At 66.2% G+C, this 20,371-nt stretch carries 18 protein-coding genes; 7 read left to right on the forward strand and 11 right to left on the reverse strand.

Features of this window, described 5'->3' with window-relative positions; all coding sequences use genetic code 11:
• Positions 1-25 precede the first annotated feature (25 nt).
• The gene (argE, locus tag DX923_RS03315; RefSeq protein ID WP_116116125.1) at positions 26-1,195 is read right to left on the reverse strand and encodes an acetylornithine deacetylase; all 1,170 of its coding nucleotides are present in this window, start codon (positions 1,193-1,195) and stop codon (positions 26-28) included.
• Positions 1,196-1,401: 206 nt separating this feature from the next.
• Between argE and DX923_RS03320 the strand changes: the two genes are divergently transcribed.
• Both DX923_RS03320 and DX923_RS03325 read left to right on the forward strand, forming a co-directional pair.
• Positions 1,402-2,685 (forward strand): thymidine phosphorylase, encoded by a 1,284-nt coding sequence (locus tag DX923_RS03320; RefSeq protein WP_116112678.1) that lies wholly within the window; start codon positions 1,402-1,404, stop codon positions 2,683-2,685.
• 131 nt (positions 2,686-2,816) lie between these two features.
• Positions 2,817-3,170: a cupin domain-containing protein gene (locus DX923_RS03325; protein WP_116112680.1), complete on the forward strand. Its 354-nt coding sequence runs from the start codon at positions 2,817-2,819 to the stop codon at positions 3,168-3,170.
• On the opposite strand, the gene DX923_RS03330 is transcribed toward DX923_RS03325, so the two are convergent.
• Positions 3,139-4,071 (reverse strand): RDD family protein, encoded by a 933-nt coding sequence (locus tag DX923_RS03330; RefSeq protein WP_205413098.1) that lies wholly within the window; start codon positions 4,069-4,071, stop codon positions 3,139-3,141. The genes DX923_RS03325 and DX923_RS03330 overlap by 32 nt on opposite strands.
• A 98-nt stretch (positions 4,072-4,169) precedes the next feature.
• Between DX923_RS03330 and DX923_RS03335 the strand changes: the two genes are divergently transcribed.
• Positions 4,170-5,165 carry a stage II sporulation protein M gene (locus DX923_RS03335; RefSeq protein ID WP_116112681.1) on the forward strand — a complete coding sequence of 332 codons (996 nt, stop codon included), beginning with the start codon at positions 4,170-4,172 and terminating at the stop codon, positions 5,163-5,165.
• 67 nt (positions 5,166-5,232) lie between these two features.
• Here the strand turns inward: DX923_RS03335 and DX923_RS03340 are convergent, their stop codons facing one another.
• The 5 genes from DX923_RS03340 to DX923_RS03360 form a co-directional block, all read right to left on the reverse strand.
• On the reverse strand, positions 5,233-6,558 hold the full coding sequence (locus tag DX923_RS03340) for a DUF58 domain-containing protein (RefSeq protein WP_116112683.1): 1,326 nt from the start codon (positions 6,556-6,558) through the stop codon (positions 5,233-5,235).
• 62 nt (positions 6,559-6,620) lie between these two features.
• Positions 6,621-7,694, reverse strand: coding sequence for an AAA family ATPase (locus DX923_RS03345; protein ID WP_116112684.1), 1,074 nt, complete (start codon positions 7,692-7,694; stop codon positions 6,621-6,623).
• Positions 7,691-8,827 (reverse strand): DUF4350 domain-containing protein, encoded by a 1,137-nt coding sequence (locus DX923_RS03350; protein WP_116112685.1) that lies wholly within the window; start codon positions 8,825-8,827, stop codon positions 7,691-7,693. Before DX923_RS03350 ends, DX923_RS03345 begins: the two co-directional genes overlap by 4 nt.
• The gene (locus DX923_RS03355) at positions 8,824-9,513 is read right to left on the reverse strand and encodes a DUF4129 domain-containing protein (protein WP_116112687.1); all 690 of its coding nucleotides are present in this window, start codon (positions 9,511-9,513) and stop codon (positions 8,824-8,826) included. Before DX923_RS03355 ends, DX923_RS03350 begins: the two co-directional genes overlap by 4 nt.
• Positions 9,510-10,595, reverse strand: a complete 1,086-nt coding sequence (locus DX923_RS03360; protein ID WP_162872751.1) for a hypothetical protein — start codon at positions 10,593-10,595, stop codon at positions 9,510-9,512. Before DX923_RS03360 ends, DX923_RS03355 begins: the two co-directional genes overlap by 4 nt.
• 209 nt (positions 10,596-10,804) lie before the next feature.
• Here DX923_RS03360 and DX923_RS03365 point away from each other — a divergent pair, with 209 nt between their 5' ends.
• Positions 10,805-11,455 (forward strand): PH domain-containing protein, encoded by a 651-nt coding sequence (locus tag DX923_RS03365; protein WP_116112690.1) that lies wholly within the window; start codon positions 10,805-10,807, stop codon positions 11,453-11,455.
• Between the two features lie 48 nt (positions 11,456-11,503).
• On the opposite strand, the gene DX923_RS03370 is transcribed toward DX923_RS03365, so the two are convergent.
• Both DX923_RS03370 and DX923_RS03375 read right to left on the reverse strand, forming a co-directional pair.
• Entirely contained in the window at positions 11,504-13,231 is a 1,728-nt protein-coding gene (locus tag DX923_RS03370; protein ID WP_240322721.1) for a phospho-sugar mutase, read from the reverse strand.
• 51 nt (positions 13,232-13,282) lie between these two features.
• Positions 13,283-14,107, reverse strand: a complete 825-nt coding sequence (locus DX923_RS03375) for a purine-nucleoside phosphorylase (RefSeq protein WP_116112693.1) — start codon at positions 14,105-14,107, stop codon at positions 13,283-13,285.
• 103 nt (positions 14,108-14,210) lie between these two features.
• On the opposite strand from DX923_RS03375, the gene DX923_RS03380 reads away from it, so the two are divergent.
• The gene (locus tag DX923_RS03380; RefSeq protein ID WP_116112694.1) at positions 14,211-15,623 is read left to right on the forward strand and encodes an NAD(P)H-quinone dehydrogenase; all 1,413 of its coding nucleotides are present in this window, start codon (positions 14,211-14,213) and stop codon (positions 15,621-15,623) included.
• 52 nt (positions 15,624-15,675) lie between these two features.
• The gene (locus DX923_RS03385) at positions 15,676-15,969 is read left to right on the forward strand and encodes an antitoxin (RefSeq protein ID WP_162872752.1); all 294 of its coding nucleotides are present in this window, start codon (positions 15,676-15,678) and stop codon (positions 15,967-15,969) included.
• Positions 15,970-15,978: 9 nt separating this feature from the next.
• Here DX923_RS03385 and DX923_RS03390 read toward each other — a convergent pair whose 3' ends face one another.
• On the reverse strand, positions 15,979-17,775 hold the full coding sequence (locus DX923_RS03390) for an acetyl/propionyl/methylcrotonyl-CoA carboxylase subunit alpha (RefSeq protein WP_116112697.1): 1,797 nt from the start codon (positions 17,773-17,775) through the stop codon (positions 15,979-15,981).
• A gap of 111 nt (positions 17,776-17,886) precedes the next feature.
• Here DX923_RS03390 and DX923_RS03395 point away from each other — a divergent pair, with 111 nt between their 5' ends.
• Complete coding sequence (locus tag DX923_RS03395) at positions 17,887-18,735, forward strand: aldo/keto reductase (RefSeq protein WP_162872753.1); 849 nt, start codon at positions 17,887-17,889, stop codon at positions 18,733-18,735.
• 158 nt (positions 18,736-18,893) lie between these two features.
• Here the strand turns inward: DX923_RS03395 and DX923_RS03400 are convergent, their stop codons facing one another.
• Positions 18,894-20,273: a tryptophanase gene (locus tag DX923_RS03400; protein ID WP_116112699.1), complete on the reverse strand. Its 1,380-nt coding sequence runs from the start codon at positions 20,271-20,273 to the stop codon at positions 18,894-18,896.
• Between the last annotated feature and the right edge of the window lie 98 nt (positions 20,274-20,371).

A 20,371-nucleotide genomic window follows, 5' to 3' on the forward strand; every position in this document is an offset into this window, starting at 1 on the left:
AACACCGCGAAATAGGGTTCGCAGTTCAGCCGGTGAACTCCTCGATCAGAGCGCTGAGCATCGCTTCGCAGGCCGCCAGTTGGGCCAGCTCCACGTATTCGTCCGTGCCATGGGCTTGAGCGATATCTCCCGGCCCGCAGACGACCGCATCGATGCCGGCATCGGAGAATTGCCCGGCCTCGGTGCCATAGGTGACCTTGTTCGTCTCCAGAGGTCGACCGAGCCGCTCGATCAGGGCGGCGGCGGCACCCTGCGGCGAACTCTCGAGCCCGGGGACCATCGAAGCGACCCGGAAATCAACTCCCCCTGAAGGGTGCCGAGCGCGCATCATCTCGGACTCCTCCTGGGCGAAGGCCCGTAGGGTCTCCACGACGGCCCGCGGGTCCTCGGCGGCGATCGTCCGGAAGTCGGCTTGGACCAGGCAATGGTCGGCGACCGTGTTCGAGGCGATCCCTCCCCGGACGATATTCACCCCGATAGTGCTGTGCGCGATCTCGTAGGCATCGTCGAAAGGCCCGTTGGCAGCGAAATGTTCACCCAGCTCGCTGATCCGTCGAATGACCACGGCGGCGTGCTCGATCGCGTTCAGACCGCGCGGTTTCAGCGAACTGTGGCAGGCGTGGCCATGGAACTCCATCTCGACCAGGTTCACCGACTTGTGCCCGAGGACTGCGCGCATCATGGTCGGCTCGCCGATGATCGCGACCCGCGGGGTCAACCCGAGCTCGGCCAGATCCTTCACGATCTGGTCACCACCCAGGCAGCCGACCTCTTCGTCATAGCTGAAGGCCAAGTGGATCGGTTCACGCAAGGAAGCCTTCTGCATGTCCGGGAGGGCGGAGAGCACGCAGGCCAGGAATCCCTTCATGTCCGCAGAGCCTCGTCCGTACAACCGGCCGTCGCGGATCTGCGGGGCGAAAGGTTCGCTCGTCCACTGCTGCCCGTCCACCGGCACCACGTCGGTATGGCCGGAGAGCACCACGCCTCCGTCGGTCGACCCGTCCGCAGCAGGGATCGTCGCGATCAGATTGGCCTTGCCCTCCTGTGGGCCTGCGCAGACATGGGTGGTGACCCCCGAGGCCGAGAGCTCTTCCCGGACGATGTCGATCAGGGGAAGGTTCGGGTCACGGCTGGTGGTGTCCAAGGAGATCAGGCGCATCGCCCAGTCGATGGTGCTACGGCGTGGAGAAGACATGAGGACAGCCTTTCCGAGCAAATGGGCCACGACATCGCCCACGCTACCGGCCGGACCCGTCGGGCCAGGCCATTCGCAGGGAGCTCAAGGTGCGCCGTCTTCGACCACCGCTGCGTGCAGACTCCGAAAAAGTTGCTGGACAATGGAATCGACGAGTGCCCTTTTGTCCTTTCGCAGGTAGCAGGAGGATGAGGCAGGATCGGGACATGACCGAAGCCTTCGACGCCGTCGACATCATTCGCGCCAAGCGGGACCGGCAGCGACTCTCCCCGGAACAGATCGACTGGGTGATCGATGCCTATACCCGAGGCGTCGTCGCCCACGAACAGATGTCTGCGCTGGCCATGGCGATCTTCCTCAACGGGATGGACCGCAGTGAGATCGCCCGGTGGACCCAGGCCATGATCGCCTCCGGTGAGCGCATGGACTTTTCCGGGTTGTCGAAGAAGACCACCGACAAGCACTCCACCGGAGGCGTCGGGGACAAGATCACCCTGCCCCTGGCACCGCTGGTGGCCTCCTACGGGGTGGCCGTCCCCCAGCTGTCCGGGCGCGGGCTGGGCCACACCGGGGGCACCCTCGACAAGCTCGAATCGATCCCCGGCTGGCAGGCCGCGCTCAGCAATGAGGACATGCTCCGTCAGCTCGACGAGGTCGGCGCGGTCATCTGCGCGGCCGGCTCCGGCCTCGCCCCGGCCGACAAGAAGCTCTACGCCCTACGCGATGTCACCGGGACGGTGGAGGCGATCCCGTTGATCGCCAGCTCCATCATGAGCAAGAAGATCGCCGAGGGCACCGGGTCGCTGGTGCTCGATGTGAAGGTCGGCTCGGGTGCCTTCATGAAAGAGCTCGGAGCGGCCCGTGAACTGGCCCGCACCATGGTCGACCTGGGAACCGACGCCGGTGTCCGTACTGTCGCCCTGCTGACCGATATGTCCACCCCGCTCGGGTTGACCGCAGGAAATGCCATGGAGGTCCGGGAATCGATCGAGGTCCTCGCCGGAGGCGGGCCGGCCGATGTCGTGGAACTCACTGTGGCGCTGGCCCGGGAGATGCTCGCCGGCGCCGGGGTCACCGACGTCGACCCGGCCGAAGCATTGCAGGACGGCCGGGCCATGGATGCCTGGAAAGCAATGATCCGCGCCCAGGGCGGAGACCCTGACGCGACATTGCCGGTGGCGGCCGAGCAAGAGATCGTCACCGCGGAGCGTGACGGCGTCCTGACCTCGCTCGACGCCTATGCCGTCGGGCTGGCCGCCTGGCGTCTCGGAGCAGGCCGGGCACGTCAGGGAGAGCCGGTCCAGGCCGGAGCCGGGGTGGAGATGCACGCCAAACCCGGTGACCGGATCCGTGCCGGGCAGAAATTGCTCACTCTGCACACCGACACCCCGGAGCGCTTCGCCCGTGCACAGGACGCCCTGAAAGGCTCCTGGAGCATCGGAGAGAACGCACCGGAACGTCCGGTGCTGCTCATCGACCGGATCGCCTGAGACCCCGAGCGCGTTCTGTCCTGCCCGGCGTACGCCGGGCAGGACAGAACGCGCAGGTGTGTGGCGATGACGGACGAGATCCAGTCCCGCTCATCCCAGCCAGTCAGGAAATGTCCGATTACCCTTGGTGAGTGCCTGAACTCATCCAGAAGCCGGTGCACATCACCACCGGACACGGCCGCACCGTCGACGAATACATCGGCCGGTCGTCCACCGGCCACGACATCGTCTCCGTCGCTCGGATGAGCGCACCAGCAGGATGGTCCGGGAACTATCACCGACCTGAACTCGACGCGGTGACCGTGGTACTCGTCGGCACCATGCTGGTCGATCACGACGGAGGACAAGCCCGAGTACGGGCCGGCCAAGCCCTGATCACCCGTTCCGGAGAGCGGGTGCGCTACACCAGCGGCGACGACGGCGTCGACTGCATGGTGGTCTGCTTGCCCGCTTTCAGCCCCGAAGCCTCTCCACCGGCGGAGTGACCGAGGAAGAACCGAACTGCTCCGGAGACGTCATCGGAGACTGGACAGCTGGGCCGTCCGACATCACGGGTAGCCCCCGACCGGTCAACCGCCGACGGATCTCCTCATCCCGTTGCAGACGCTCCCAGTCGCGTCGGCCACGCTCCACCAGCACCGCTTCCAGGAAGACCTCCGGCGGTGTGCCCAGCGGAGGGCCGGGAGAGACATACACCAAGGCCTGAGCAGCAAGATGCTGCGCCAACTGATGCCGAGGCTCCGGACGGATCTGCGGAGCTCTGCGCAGGAGCTCACGGATCGACAAGGACAGCTGATCGGGCAAAGGCGCGATATCGGCAGTGGACGCCCAGGCAGCCAAGGGCAGGGGCACCGCAGCAGGCGTCGGCCAGGGGAAGGTCATCCGGTCGCGGACCACATATGTTCCTGCGGCGAAGTCACCCAACCGTTTCGCCCGAGTATTCAACAATCCGCTGACCAGAGCCGGTGCCCCCATCAGCAGATATACCTCTACCAGGCCGACCATGTGCCGGGTGAAGGCATGCCGGAAGGAGATCGGCCCGCCATCGTCACGCAAGGTGCGTAACCCCAGAATCATCTTCGCCACGGTACGGCCGGTCAGTGTCTCCAATATCGTCGGGAAGCCCACGACGACCAACAGCACCGTCGGGACAAAAACCGCGGTCAGAGCCGTCTGATCGAGAACGTTGGCGAGCGGCATGAACACCGCGAATAGAACGGTCGGCAACATGAAAAAGACCACTGCCATGTCGATCATCCCGGCAATAGCACGCACACCCAGCGAAGCCGGCGGTAGTTCCAAGGCGACCGCTTCGCCGGTCAACAGGTACTCTCCGTCATCGGATTCCCCGAGGTGTCCTTGCCCGCCCACGGCGCTCGTCGTCACCTGCCCAGCCTAGCTCGCTTCGGCTTGCTGACCCGCGAGACACCTGTGTCATGCCGAGGAGGAACCACGTCGACCATGAAGGGCCGTACAGTGGCGACGTGGACGTGGACGCCTATGTCGCAGCGCACCTACCGCAATGGCGACGGCTCGAACAGCTGATCAGTCACCGGAATCTGAGCTGCGCCGAAGCAGACGAGATGCTGGACCTCTACCAACGCACCGCGACCCACCTGTCAGCGGTGCGTTCGGCGTCTCCCGACCCCCAGCTCATCGCTTACCTCTCTTGGCTGCTTTCCCGCACCAGGGCGCACTCCGCGAGGCCCGGCAGGTCCGAATGGGGTTCCTTACTGAGATTCTTCACCCACACCTTCCCCGGGACGCTCTACCGGATCCGCTACTGGTGGCTGGCCACCCTGGCGGTGAACCTCCTTGTCGCCCTGGCCCTGGGATGGTGGTTCCTGAACAACCCCCATGTGGAACAGACCATGATGAGCGCAGGCCAGGTCCGTCAGCTGGTCGAACACGACTTCGCCAACTACTACGTGGAGAACGCCGCCAGTAGCTTCGCTTTCCGGGTCTGGACCAATAACGCCTATGTATCTGCCTTATGCATCACGCTGGGAGTCCTCGGCTTCCCGGTCATCGGCCTGCTCTGGACCAATATCCTCAACCTGGCCGTCATCGGTGCCTTGATGACTCGTCATGGCCGGGCCGACGTCTTCTACGGTCTGATCCTCCCGCACGGGCTGTTGGAACTGACCTGTGTCTTCGTCGCCGGTGGCGTCGGCCTACGGCTCTTCTGGAGCTGGGTCGAACCAGGAGCGCGCAGCCGGGCGCAGTCCTTCGCCGCCGAAGCCCGTGCTGCTATGTCCGTGGCCATGGGACTGGCCCTCGTGTTGCTGCTCTGTGGTCTGATCGAGGGCTTCGTCACCCCCTCGGGGCTCCCCACCGCAGCGCGGATCGGTATCGGTGCGCTCGCCGAAGTGCTCTTCCTGGCGTACGTCTACACCCTAGGACGCTCCGCATATCTCGAAGGGGAAACCGGGGATCTGACCGCCGACCGCGGCGGATATGTCGGTATCTCCCGGGAGTGACCGGGCCAGCGCGGGTCGGGCATCGGGTAGCGAACCAGCTCCGGGAGTTCTCGGTACCCCGTAGGGGTCAGAGCAGGCCTCGGGACTTCAACATCAGATAGTGCCGGCACAGCGTCAACGGCAGGTCCTCCGGCCCCCGATCCAGGACGGTCACGTCCACCTTCTGCAGGACAGCCGCAGTACGGTCCCGTTGCCTGGATGTCTGCTCAGCCGCCGCCGCACCATAAACGGCGTCCGTGCGTTGCACAGCAGTCAGCTCCTGCTGCGCTGACGCTGGAAGCAGCAGACGTGCCTGTTCCACCGAAGGATCCTGGACCGAGGCGATCACCACCCGATGCCGTGCGGTCAACGCAGGCAGCACCGGTAGAAGGCTTTCCTCGACCGCGGCAGGCTCCAAGGGTGTGACCAGCACGACCAGAGCTCGACGTCGCGCCTGCCCGGAGACCGCACCGACGATCCTCGGCCAATCGGCTTCCACCAAAGCCGGATCTACCGGAGCCATCGCATTGACCAAGCGGTTCAACAGGTCGCCCCTCCGGTCGGCCCGCACATGAGTGTGGATATCCCGGTCGCCCAGCATGACCTCGACCCGGTCGCCGGCTCGTGACGCCAAGGCGGAGAGCAGCAGAGCTGCGTCCATCGCCGCGTCCAGCCGCGGCATGTCGCCGATCCTCCCGGCACTCGTCCGGGAGGTGTCCACCACGATCACCACATGTCGGTCTCGCTCCGGCTGCCAGGTCCGCACCACCACCTGCTGGCGCCTGGCCGTAGCCCGCCAGTCGATGCTGCGTACGTCATCGCCCTCGACATAATCCCGCAGGGAATCGAACTCGGTACCCTGCCCACGCGTACGCACCGCTGAACGTCCGTCCAGCTGACGCCACTGCGCCAGCAGACCGGGCAGATGACGGCGGGAAGGGAAAGCCGGTAGCGCACGAAGCACGCCGGGCACCACGAAAGAACGCTGCCGGGCACCCAGACCCAACGGGCCGAACACCCGGAGAGTGAAGCGATCGGTCGACAGATCTCCTCGACGGGACGGGATCAGTTCCACGTCCACCGGTAGGGAACGCCCCGGATGGAGGACCACCCGGTGACGGTCCATCACCGACCCGGCCGAAGGCTGCCAGGCATCACGGACGAGAGCACGGACCCGACGTCGCGTCGGATTGGTCAGAACCACTCGGCTACGCGTGGACTCACCCACCCGAGTCGGTGGGACCGCTTCCCGACGGGCGGCCAGCCCACCTGGTGAGGGTGCCAGAGCCACGTCCACGAACAGCAAGGCCAGTGCGCCCACCCAGTAGATCCGCAGCACGGCTGCTTCCGGCCACCAGATCAGCGGGATCGTCCCTGCCGCGACAAGAACCACGAAACGCCAGGTCACAGCCATGCGATCACCCTGCCTCTTCGCCCATCGTCGCTTCGGTCACCCGAGAAGAAGGAGATCGGTACTCACCGGGGCACCGGCACCGAGGCCACCGCTGTGGCCAGCACCGTAGCGACCGACACCCCGTCGAGCTCGGCTTCGGGACGCAGCCGCAAACGATGCGCCAAGGTGGCATGGGCCAAGGCCTTCACGTCATCGGGAGTCACGAATGCGCGTCCGTTCAACCAGGCCCAGGCCCGGGAGGTCGCCAAGAGCGCCGTCGCACCGCGCGGGCTCACTCCCAAGGAGAGCGAGGGGGACTGCCGGGTCGCCCGGGCGATGTCGACGATGTAGGCGGCGATATCGGGGGAGACCGTGACCTGACGAGCAGCAGCAGCGGCGGCGATCAGATCGTCCGGGGAAGCCACGGCCGTCAGACCGGCTGCTTCCAGATCACGGGGGTTGAACCCGCCGGCATGCCGACAGAGCACCGCCACTTCGTCCTCCCGCGGCGGTAGACCCAGTTCCACCTTGAGCAGGAAGCGGTCCAACTGCGCCTCGGGCAGAGGATAAGTACCCTCGTACTCCACCGGGTTCTGGGTGGCCGCGACCAGGAAAGGCTTCGGCAGAGAACGGGGGCGCCCGTCCACGCTGACCTGTTTCTCCTCCATGGCCTCCAACAAGGCGGCCTGGGTCTTGGGCGGGGTGCGGTTGATCTCGTCAGCCAGCAAGAGATTCGTGAAGACCGGCCCTGTCCGGAAGCTGAATTCCGCGGTGTTCGGGTCGTAGACCAGGGAACCGGTGATGTCGCCAGGCATCAGGTCGGGGGTGAACTGCACCCGTTTGGTGTCGATGGACAGCGCTGCTGCGACGGAACGCACCAGCAAAGTCTTCGCCACGCCGGGCACGCCCTCCAGGAGCACATGTCCCTCGGCGATCAGGCCGATCAACAGCCCCATCACAGCGCTGTCCTGACCGACCACTGCCTTGGCGACCTCGGTACGTACGGCCAACAGCTGAGCGCGGGCCTGAACGGACACCGGATCCTCCGGTCGTCCGGAGTGCTCAGCGACAGGGGGCTGAGCGTACTGCTGTGCGGGATGCTCCTGCTCAGCGTGCTGCTCCCCGGGGTGGACCGGGTCAGGGTGCTGATCGCTCATGTGCGTCGAACCTCTCCTTCGAGACTGGCAAGCGCCCCGGCGAGGGCCGCCAGATCGGCATCGTTCTGGGGGGCGCAGGTGAGAGTGTGCAAGATGTCATGGGGGGAACGTCCACAGACCTGAGAGGCGGCTTGCGCCACCACCGACGGGTCAGCGGACGGGGGGAGATCAAGAGTCATGGACAACCGTCGACAGGTTGCCTGCTGGAGGATCGTCGCGGCATAGCTCGGCTGGCGGGCGCGACGATACATGCGTCCCCGGGCGAGGGTGGTCTCCCCGGCCTGGACCACGACAGGCAGGGGCTCGCGGGAAAGTCTCCCGAGGCGTCGCCCTCGCCAGAACATCGCCACCACGACCGTCGCCGCCAACCCGAGGACCAGCGGCTGGAACCATTTCGGTTGCCACGCCGACCCGGCATCGGCCTTCTTCTCAGCCACCTTCGACTCGGGGGCCCCCGAGTACCATGTCACATGGGGATGCGACCCGGTCAGTCGAAGCGCGACCGCTGCATTCCCCTGAAGGCGGAGATGCTGGTTGGTGAAGATGTCCAGGCTGCCGACGACGACGATCCGACGCCCGAGGTCATCCCTGATCACGACGGCCCCAGGCATCCCAGCGCCGCCGCCGACCTGGGTGAAACACACCTTGTCCAGGCTCCGGGAAGAGCGGTAGAGCCGAGTTTCCCCGGTGATCTCGTCCCCTGCCCGGATGCCCTCAGCAGTGCATCGCGCTCCGAAGGACCCCTGGATCTTCTCCTGGACGCTGATGTCCCGTGCGAACATCTCGAGGGTCTCCCGATGCGGATTCACCAACACGAGAGTCTTCGCCCGGGCTGCATGGCTGCGTACCGAACCCAGCGCCTGGTCGGGAATCTTGCCGGGCGCAGCGATCACGAAGGTTCCTTCAGCCGGGTTGCCCAGGTCGGAGGAGGTCCTCGCCATCCGGACATCCACCTGAGCGCGTTCACGCAGCAGAACAGCCAGGGCGGCCCCGCCGTTCGACGTGGTCGAATCCAGGTTCCCCGGCTCGGACCCGATCCGATCACCGGCGACCCAGTAGGTACCGAGCAGCGCGGCGGCCACGAGAGCAAGGAGGACACCGACTGTTCCCAGCAGCCGTCCTATCGGATTCATCGAGGCACCGCCAGCGGAACCGCATTCGCATCTGGCCTGTTCAGGATCGGTTTCTCCGCACGCATCCGGGACTCCAAGGACAAGATCCGCTCCACCGCACTCAGCTCGGGGACCAACCCTCCGTAACAGGCTTCCTCGAAGGTCGTCGCCGCGTCGCCGCACTCGACTCCGCAGACCGGATACGCGACAGCTGCTTGGACCGCGAACTCCCGAGCCGTTCTGCCCTGGTTCACGTTGACGACATATCGCTCCTGCAGACCTGCGGCGATCGCCCGGTAGGCCTCCACCGCAGCAGTGCGCGGATCGTCAGGGAGAGCAGCCTGCGCCCGTGCTCGGTACTCCGCGGCAGTCAGCGGGGCGAAGGGCAGCACCGCAGGCTCTGGAGAGCCCGCTTCCTCGGCATCCGGGTATTTCCTCTTCCAGACTTTGACGAACAACACCGTGAGCGCGAGGACCACGACCAGGACGGCCAGGATCGTCACGGCCGAGGGCACCGGTGAACTGCCGCCTTTGAACGAGAACAGCTTGAGCAACAGCGCTTCCAGCTGATGAGCGAGATAAGCCAGGAACCTGGCGATCCACGGTTCCTGATAAGCAGATTTGGCGAGTTCCTCCTCGGCCCAACGGCGGGCCTCCTCCGGAGAAGGGTCGACCGCGGCCAGCGCACACCAGGAGCGGGCCCTCATCGGTCGGCTCCTCGTCGAGCCTCGTTGACCAGCAGAACGTCCAAGCCCTCGTTGCGCACTCGAAGATCGATGTAGAAGAGGGCGTACAGGACGGCCTCGAAAGGCAGCGAAAGGGAGTCGACCAGCAGGTCCAACAGGGTGTTCAGCGCCGGCGCCCAACTGGATTCCAGCAGGTTGTAACCGCTGGCCATCGACAGGATGGTGATCGCTATCAGCGAAGGCGTGGCGATCACCGTCATCATGACGGCCACCAACACCTTGCCGGTCAGCATCACCAGGAAAGCCCGGCCGAGAGAACCACGCATCAGATCGAAGGAACGACGCAAGGCACGTACAGGACCGGCACCCTCGATGACCGACACCGCCGGTGCTGCGAAGAACGGGACCAACAGGACGAATTGAATCAGGCTCAGGACGGCCAGCACCATGGTGAGGTCGGTCAGCTGGGCATTTCGTCCGCCCGTCATGACCCAGATCGCCGATGCTGTGCTGCCGGTGACCACGGCGATCACCGCGACGAGCCTCAACAGTGAGAACCGATGCGCGGACAGGGCCTCCTTGACACGAGGCCAACTGGGGCGACGCCCGAGAACGGCGTCGGCGGTGGGCACCGCGAGCAAACCGGCGATCAGGAGGGCCAATACCGGCTTGACCGCGAAACTGGGGGAAATCCGCACGATTTGACCGGGGCTGCTCAGCAAAGTGACCCCGACGGAGACATCGATGGCTGCCCGGACGACCGTGGCCACCGCGATCCCCAGGGCGGCCACGCCGATGAAGAGAGCCGGACGCCGACGGACGGTACGGATCGCGCCGTCGATGATGTCATTGATCGACAACGGCCGTAATGTGACGACCCCCGGACGAAAAGTGAGCAGCCGTGCCCCTGCTCGGGGCGGGGCTGACATGTCGGGAAGGCCGACTGGGCCGTCTGCCAACCGGCCTGGTCGTGCGGTGACGGACCCATCAGACAGCCCCCACTGGGCGTCGTAGACCGGATCTCCGTAACGGGCCCCGTACACAGGGCCAGTCGTTTCTGCGGAGGGAGGACCAGGAACGGCCAGTGAGTCCCGCTGGCTCATGCGTTGCCTTCCCGCTCATGATGATCCGCTGTGAAAAATGCCTGCTCCTGCTGTAGTGACCATCATGCCCCACAACATGTCCCCGACAGATCAAGGTCGACACTTTCTGTCCGTGGGCTGGAGACGGCACACCTCGATGCTGAAGAGCACGGAAAGGTGGCCAGGACTATCCTCGAAGTCATCCGGTTCGTGACAGTCGAGGTAAACCCATGGAATGCCGTAATTTTCGCCAATGGGGGCAGTTGATGGTGGGGGGAACCCTCGCTGCGGTGGCCGTCGCCGTCATGACCGCGATGATCGGAGGGTGGATCGACCGGTCGTTGGCCGGGATCACCTGGAGCGTGGCCTTGTCCGTACTGGGGTGGGTGGTCTTCGTCCGTCCGTGCGTGCGGGTCGACGACACCGGGGTGCGAGTCGTCAACATCCTGCGCGACATCCACCTTCCCTGGGAGCGCGTGGACGGGGCGCGTTCGTCGTGGTCCCTGGTCGTCGAATCAGAGACCGGACATTATTCGTCCTGGGCGATCTCCGGCACAGCGAGCCCCGGACGGGACGCCCTCCTGCGCCGTACCGTGCCGTCCCGCCCCGGAGAGAACCCCACGACCACGCAGCTGAACCGCACCGCAGACGCCGGGCATGTGCTCACCGTCGAGGCCGATGACGTCCACGCAGGGATGACACCTCCCTCGCTCGGCGCCTCCGCTGCCGCGATCGCCGCGCTCATCGAGCGTCACCGCCTGGACCGGCCCTTGCCCGGCGAGGGATCCACTGCCGAGCAGGTCACCTCCAGGTGGGCGTGGCCCTCAGTGATCCTGCTGGCGCTGAGCCTCACCGCTGTGGTCGTCGTCTCGTGGGTGTGACAGGCACACCCACGAGACGACGACCACGTGCGGCGAAGAGGACATTCCTCAGACGAGGGTGAACGACTCGAAAGCCGCCCGAAGCGCTGCTAGCCGGCGTGTCGCCTCGTCGCGGGCGGTGTAGAGCCCGGTGGTGTCCTGCGTGGCGACCACCGTCTCCAGATACACCTTCAGCTTCGGCTCGGTGCCGCTGGGACGGATCACCACGCGGGAACCGTCGGCGAAGGTGTAACGCATTCCCTCGGTCGCCGGGAGAGAGTCCTCCGGGTGCGAGAGATCCTCGGTCCGTTCCACCATGACTCCGGCGACCGTGCCACCGAAGGTGACTTCCGACTGCAAGCGGTGCATGATCCGCGCAGTCAGAGCAGGATCGGTCACCCGCACGGCGAAGGTGTCCGTGGCGTGCACACCGTGCGTGGTCTCCAACTCGTCGAGGACGTCGGTCAACGTACGACCCTGATCCTTCAACCGGGCCGCCAACGCCGCGATCAGCAAACCTGCCGAGATACCGTCCTCGTCCCGGACGACCTGAGGTGCCAGACAGAAAGCGGAGGACTCCTCGTAGCCCAGACGAAGACCCTCCACCCGGGAGACCCACTTCGACCCGGTCAAGGTCTCCTTGCCTGCGCAACCGGCGGCATCGACGATCTTGTCGAACAACCGGCTGGACACCAGCGAACGAGCGAAGACCTCACCAGGCTGGACGCCCCGTTGTACGGCGTCCCAGACGAGCAGGGCGCCCACCTCGTCACCCCGTAGCTTGCGCCAGCCCTCCTCGACGGTCAGATCCGGAACGGCGACCGCACAACGGTCACCGTCGGGGTCGTGCGCGAGGACGATGTCCGCACCCTTCGCCCGGGCCAACGTGATCGCCAGGTCCAAGGCTCCGGGCTCGTCCGGGCTGGGGTACTCCATGGTCGGGAAGGACGGATCCGGCGCGTCCTGTTCGGCGACCACGGCAGGCGCGGGGAAACCGGCCTCGTGCAGAACCGCCTTGAAGGTCTCCCCGGCGACACCGTGCAAAGAGGTGTGTACGATCCGCAGATCACGAGGTGCCCCCACCGGCACCAGCGCCGACACGGCGTGGACATAGGAGGAAGCGACCTCGTCACCGAGGACCTCCCAGCCGTCGTCGGCCTGAGGAATGTCCACGACCCGACGCACTCGTTCGATGTGACGCCGGATGTCGCTGTCCATCGGAGGAGCGATCTGCGCCCCGTCGCCCGCATAGACCTTGTACCCGTTGTCCAACGCCGGATTGTGTCCGCCGGTCACCATGACCCCGGCGTCACAGCACAGATGACGCACCGCGTACGCCAAGACAGGAGTAGGCAGCGGGCGGGGCAGCACCAGAGCCCGACCACCCGCGCCGACCACCACCGAAGCGGTGTCCCGGACGAACTGGGAAGACGCCAACCGGGCATCGAAACCGACCACCACGGTCGGTAGACCGATCCGGCCGTTGAGATAACTCATGAGACCCGCAGCGGTACGCATGACCACGGAACTGTTCATCCGGTTCGGGCCGGCGCCCAGCGCCCCGCGCAGCCCAGCAGTGCCGAACTCCAGCAAACCGTGGAAACGGTGAGTCAGATCGGCCAGCGCCTCGGCCTCCCCGGCCTCGGTCGCTGCGATGAGCTCTTCGAGCTCCTCACGCAGGGCGATATCGGGATCATCCTTGATCCACTCACGGGCGTAGGCGATGAGATCGTCCGCGGCTATCTCCACGGGGGTTTCTCTACGGCGGGAACGACGGGTCAACGTTGGTTCGGTCATGGTGCTCCTTACTCGTGCAGGGTGACCTGCGATCCGGCGATCTCGTGCGGCTCAGATCTGCGTCACGATGCTGGCGAGGAGGTTCCCGCAACGGGTAGCCGCAGCCTTGCCCGCTGCGATGACCTCCTCATGAGACAACGGGGTGGGAGAGATGCCTGCAGCCGGGTTGGTGACGAGCGAAATGCCCAGCACCTCCATTCCGGCCTGGCGTGCTGCGATGACCTCCAGGGCAGTTGACATGCCCACCAGGTCACCGCCGAGGGTCTTCGCCATCCGGACCTCGGCAGGCGTCTCGTAGTGCGGTCCACGGAACTGGACGTACACGCCCTCATCGAGGCTCGGGTCGACCTGGCGGGCCAGATCGCGCAGACGGGGGGAATAGGCATCAGTCAGATCGACGAAGTTCGCGCCCTCGATGGGGGAGGAAGCGGTCAGGTTGATGTGGTCGGAGATCAATACTGGCGTGCCGGGAGCCCACTCAGGGCGCAAACCGCCACAACCGTTGGTAACTACGACAGTTTGACATCCGGCCGCAGCGGCCGTGCGGATGGGGTGGACCACCGCCCGCACCCCACGTCCTTCGTAGAAATGCGTACGAGTGCCGAAGACGAGCGCGCGACGACCGGTGTCACCGATGGCGACCGACCGCATCGTGCCTGAATGACCAGCCACAGCCGCCGCCGCGAAACCGGGAACATCCTCATTGTCGATGGTCGTGAGGGTCTCACCGATGAGGTCGCCGGTCCGACCCCAGCCGGACCCGAGGACCAAGGCCACGTCATGGCGCGGCGCATCGGTGCGCTCGGCGATGACCGCAGCTGCCGCGGAAGCGAGCTCGAAGGGATCGATGTCAGATGAAGGGAGCAGAACCGCCATGCACCGAGCCTACGACCTCCCACCCCACCGGCCGACGGTCCGGTAGGCATAAGCGCCCTTGCCACTCAGGCTACCCGGCCCGTCGAGGTGGTTGGATGGAGGGGTGAACGAAACTCAGCAGCGGGTGACAGTGCTCGGCGGCGGCCCCGGGGGATACGAGGCCGCACTGGTCGCGGCCTCGCTGGGAGCCCACGTCACCGTGGTCGACACCGACGGCATCGGCGGGGCCTGCGTCCTGTCCGATTGCGTCCCCAGCAAAGCACTCATCTCCACCGCGGCCTACGTCGGACGCGTCGGACAGGCCGAACAGATGGGAGTCCGGCTCGGCTCCTCCCCGGCCCGGCACGCCAACGACTCCGTCCTCGACGCCGACCTGCCCGCCGTGAACACCCGGATCAAAACACTCGCCAGACGGCAAAGCACCGACATCGCCACCGGCCTGCGTGACCGCGGCGTCGACGTCGTCCACGGACGAGGCCGACTCACCGGCCCCTCGACCGTCCAGATCCGACCCTTCGACGGCGACACCTACGAGAACCGCTCCGACATGATCCTGATCGCGACCGGAGCAGCCCCTCGCACCACCGACAGCGCCCGCCCCGACGGAGAACGCATCCTCACCTGGCAACAGATCTGGGAACTGCCACAGATCCCCGAACACCTCATCGTCGTCGGCTCCGGAGTCACCGGAGCCGAACTCGCCCAGGCCTACCTCGGACTGGGGGCCCACGTCACACTCGTCTCCTCCCGAGACCGAGTGCTGCCCGGGGAGGACCAGGACGCAGCCCACGTCATCGAAGACGTCTTCCGCGAACGAGGGATGACCGTCCTCAACCGCTCCCGGATGGCCGCCGTCCGGCGCACCGACGACGGCGTGCTCGTCCAGCTCGAAGACGGCCGGGAGATCACCGGGAGCCATGCACTCCTCGCCGTGGGATCAGTGCCCCGGACCACCGAACTCGGACTGGAGACCGCCGGAGTCGCCCTCACCGACCGCGGACACATCAAGGTCGACCGGGTCTCCCGCACCACCGTCCGTGGCATCTACGCCGCCGGAGACTGCACCGGAGTCCTCCCCCTCGCCTCGGTCGCCGCCATGCAAGGACGTATCGCCGTGGCCCACGCCCTCGGCGACGCCGTCAGCCCCCTGGACATCCGCGGAGTCAGCTCCAACATCTTCACCGACCCCGAGATCGCCACCGTCGGCCTGTCCCAGTCACAGGCCGAGACGACGAACGACGTCCGGCAGATCCTCATGCCCCTGGCCACCAATGCGCGAGCCAAGATGGACGACGTCCAGGTCGGCTTCGTGAAGCTCTTCGCCCGCAACGGCAGCAACCAGGTCGTCGGCGGCGTCGTCGTCGCCCCTCGAGCCTCCGAACTGATCTTCCCGATCGCGCTCGCCGTCGGACAGCGTTTGACCGTGGACCAGGTCGCCGCCACCATCACCGTGTACCCCTCGTTGTCGGGTTCGATCGCCGAAGCGGCCAGGCGGCTGCACTCGGTGGAGGGATGAACGGTCATCGGGTCGTCGAGGTCGACGGTCCGGGTGGAGAGGAGCGATGACGATGGATTTCTCTAGCCTCGTGAACAAGGCCAAGAGTTTCGCGCAGGACAACCCGGAGAAGGTTCGCGCCGGGCTCGACAAGGTCGAAGACGTGGTCAACGAACGCACCGGCGGGAAGTACGCCGAGCAGGTCGCCAAGGGTGCGGGCGTCGTCGAGAACGCCCTGGGCGTTCCCGGGCAGGCCAAGCAGGCCTTCCTCGACGAGATGGGCGCGGACGAGGGCGGAAAGCCCCGCCCGGTGCAGGTCGACCCGGTGCAGTCCTCCGGGCCGATCGACCCGCCGTCGAAGATCTGAGAGCGGGCCCTACTCGGCGGACTCGCCTTTGATCTCGCACAGGACAGCACCGCTGGACACGGTCTCTCCTACGGCCGCGGACAGCCCGGAGACCGTACCGGCCTTGTGCGCATTGATGGGCTGCTCCATCTTCATCGCCTCCAGGACCACCACGAGGTCCCCCTCGGCGACCTGATCGCCGTCGGACACTGCCAGCTTCACGATGGTGCCCTGCATGGGAGCGGTGAGGCTGTCGCCGCCGACCTTCGCCCCGGCCCGGCCTGCGGTACCGGCCCGGCGAGGCGCCTTGCGTCGAGGCCCGTTCGCCGTGCCTGCGCCACCTCCAGCGGCAGGAAGGCCACCGGGAAGGCTGATCTCGACCCGTTTGCCACCGATCTCGACGACGACCCTCTGCCGTTCGGCCTCCGGGTCGCCGGCGTCGGCGGTGGGGCCGCTGTAGGGCTCGATGGTGTTGTCGAACTCGGTCTCCATCCACGTGGTGTACACGCTGAACGGTTGCTGCGGATCTGCGGGAGCGAAAGCCGGGTCCTCGACGACCGCGCGATGGAAGGTCAATGCGGTGGGCATCCCCTCGACCTCGAACTCGGCCAAGGCACGGCGGGCGCGTTGCAGAGCCTGCTGACGGTCGGCTCCGGTGACGATCAGTTTGGCGAGCATCGAGTCGAACTGTCCGGAGATGACGTCGCCCTGTTCGATACCGGAATCGAGCCGGACCCCGGGCCCCGACGGCGGCCGGAAGGTCAGCACGCTGCCCGGTGCCGGGAGGAAACCGCGCCCGGGGTCCTCGCCGTTGATACGGAATTCGATGGAATGGCCACGCAGTGGCGGGTCGTCGTAGCCGAGCTCTTCGCCGTCGGCGATCCGCAGCTGCTCCCGGACCAGGTCGATGCCGGTGACCTCCTCGGTCACGGGGTGCTCGACCTGGAGTCGGGTGTTGACCTCCAGGAAGGAGATGAGCCCGTCCTGGGCGACGAGATATTCGCAGGTACCCGCACCGACGTACCCGGCCTCGGCGAGGATCGCCTTGGAGGCACGGACCAGTTCGGCGTTCTGCTCGTCGCTGAGGAAGGGGGCAGGTGCTTCCTCGACGAGTTTCTGATGACGGCGCTGCAGGGAACAGTCGCGGGTGGAGACGACGACCACATTGCCGTGGGCGTCGGCCAGACACTGCGTTTCGACGTGGCGCGGTTTGTCGAGGAAACGTTCGACGAAGCACTCGCCGCGGCCGAAAGCGGTGACCGCTTCACGGACAGCCGATTCGAAGAGTTCGGGGATCTCCTCGAGGGTGCGGGCGACCTTCAGGCCGCGTCCGCCACCGCCGTAGGCGGCTTTGATCGCGACCGGCAGGCCGTGCTCCTGGGCGAAGGCGATGATCTCCTCGGCGTCCTGGACCGGCTCCTTGGTGCCGGGCACGAGGGGTGCTTTCGCGCGGGTGGCGATATGCCGGGCCTTGACCTTGTCACCGAGGGCGTCGATGGCGGCGGGGGAGGGGCCGATCCAGGTGAGCCCGGCGTCGAGGACGGCCTGGGCGAAGGAGGCGTTCTCGGCGAGGAAACCGTATCCGGGGTGGACGGCGTCGGCACCGGAACGCTGGGCGACGTCGAGGAGTTTCTCCTGGACGAGGTAGCTGTCACCGGGCGTCGCTCCTCCGAGCGCGTAGGCCTCGTCGGCCACCTTCACGTGCAGGGCGTCGCGGTCGGGGTCGGCGTAGACGGCGACGGAACCGATTCCGGCGTCCTTGCAGGCGCGGGCGATGCGCACGGCGATCTCGCCGCGGTTCGCGATCAACACTTTGGAGATGGCCATGGCCCGGAGCCTAATGTCCCCAGAGGGTCGGTGGCGGTTTGCCGAACAGCCTAATTGACCGTGACATAGCCCACCTTCGGGGGGTGGGCGCTTGCAGCGTAATGTCGCATCATGACTGGATCTTCGACTGTATCGACCCGCACCTTGGTCTCGGGGGAAAAACACGTCGAGATGCCCCGGCTGGGGTACGGCGTGTACAAGATCGATCAGGCGGATGCCGCCGACTGCGTCACCCGGGCTCTGCAGCTGGGTTATCGCAGCATCGATACCGCGTCCTTCTACGGCAACGAAGAAGGTGTCGGTCGGGCGGTCGTCGAGAGCGGACTGCCGCGCGAGGAGATCTTCGTGACCACGAAGGCGTGGAATGATGCGCACGGTTTCGACGAGACCCTCCGCGCTTTCGACGACTCCCTTTCCCGGCTCGGCCTGGACCAGGTCGATCTGTATCTGATCCACTGGCCGTGCCCGGCCAAGGAGAAGTACGTCGACTCCTGGCGGGCTCTGCTGCGTCTGCAGGAGGAAGGCCGGATCCGGGCAGCCGGGGTCAGCAACTTCGAACCGGAGCACCTGCGCCGCCTGGTGGAGGAGACCGGCCAGGCACCAGCGGTGAACCAGATCGAACTGCACCCCTACCTGCAACAGCGGGAACTGAAGGCCTTCCACGGTGAACAGGGCATCGCCACCGAGGCGTGGAGCCCGTTGGCCCGGGGCAGTGAGCTCTTCGCCGAGCCGACGGTCGTGCGGATCGCCGAGGAAACGGGGGCGACACCGGCGCAGGTGGTGTTGGCCTGGCATCTGGCACAGGGCAATATCGTCATCCCCAAGTCGGCCACGCCCCAACGGATGGCGGAGAATCTCGCCGCTGTGGACGTCACGCTGGACCCCGGACAGATCGACACCCTGGACGCGCTGGACCGCGGCGGACGAATGGGACCGGACCCCTGCACCTTCAACGGTTGACCCCACCTCCCCATCTCCCCACCTTTGTGGAACCTGAGCACCAAGTACGGTGCTCAGGTTCCGGTTGTTGCGGTGTGTGGGGGTTTATTCGGGGGTTAACCGCGACCTGGGCACCGAGTACGGTGCTCAGGTCGCGGGGGTGGGGTGGGTGGGGTGCCTCAGAGCTGACCGAATTTCGCGGTGAAGTGCCGCAGCGCCGGGGGCTCCTCCACGATGCGGTAGCCGGGCAGGTCGCCGGCCATCGCCTTCACCTGCTCGCAGACCTCGATGACGTAGTCGATGTGGCTCTGCGTGTACGTGCGCCGCGGGATGGCCAACCGCACCAGGTCCATCGCGGCGGGTTTCTCACTGCCGTCGGGCTGCTTGCCGAACATGGCGGTGCCGATCTCGCAGCTGCGCACCCCGCCGACCTCGTACAGGGCGACCGCGAGCGCCTGCCCGGGGAACTTCAACGGTTCGATGTGGGGCAGCATGGCGCGGGCGTCGATGTAGACGGCGTGCCCGCCGGTGGGCTTGATGCAGGGGATGCCGAGCTGGTCGAGGGCCTTGCCGAGATAGGCGGTCGAGGTGATCCGGTAGTTGAGGTAGTCGTGGGTGACGGTCTCCTTCAACCCTTGGGCGAGGGCTTCGAGGTCACGTCCGGCGAGGCCGCCGTAGGTGGGGAAACCTTCGGTGAGGATCAGCAGGTTGCGGCATTCCTGGGCGAGGGCGTCGTCGTTGAGGGCGAGCCAACCGCCGATATTGCCCAGCGGGTCCTTCTTGGCGGACATGGTCATGCCGTCGGCGCAGGCAGCCATGTCGCGGACGATGTCGACGACCTCGCGCTCGCCCTGTCCCTCTTCGCGCATCCGAATGAACCAGGCGTTCTCACCGAAGCGGCAGGCGTCGAGGAAGAGCGGTTTGCTGTACTTGTGGGCGATCTCGGAGACGGCGCGCAGGTTCTCCAGGGAGACGGGTTGTCCGCCGCCGGAGTTGTTGGTGATGGTCATCATCACGCAGGGGACGTCGTCGCCGCGCTCGGACAGGAGGGTCTCGAGGCGGTCGAGGTTCATGTTGCCCTTGAAGGGGTGGTCGAGGGCGGGGTCGTGGCCTTCGTCGATGACCAGGTCGAGGGCGGTGGCGCCGGTGAATTCGATGTTGGCCCGGGTGGTGTCGAAGTGGGTGTTGCTGGGGACGACCTTGCCGGGGGAACAGATCGCGCCGAAGAGGATCTTCTCGGCGGCCCGTCCCTGGTGGGTGGGGATGACGTGCTCGTAGGGGAAGAGGTCGCGGACGGCGTCGCGGAAGAGGTAGTAGGAGGGGCTGCCGGCGTAGCTCTCGTCGCCGTGCTGGATGGCGGCCCACTGGTCGCGGCTCATCGCGCCGGTGCCGGAGTCGGTGAGCAGATCGATCAGGACGTCGTCGGCGTGCAGGGAGAACAGGTTGTACGACGCCTCCGCGGCCTTCTGGCGGCGGTAGTCCGCCGTGGTCATCCGTAGCGGTTCGACGGAGTGGATGCGGAAGGGTTCGATGACGGTGCGGAAGGTCGGTTCGGTCATGGGCTCAACTCTGCTGGATGGAAGCCCATCTCCGCGGGATTTTGGCATAAGCCGCTTCGGCAAGTGGCCGGACAATTCGGGTGTCAGCGCCAGGAAAC

It is taken from the genome of Austwickia chelonae, from assembly GCF_003391095.1.
Lineage (GTDB): Bacteria > Actinomycetota > Actinomycetes > Actinomycetales > Dermatophilaceae > Austwickia > Austwickia chelonae_A.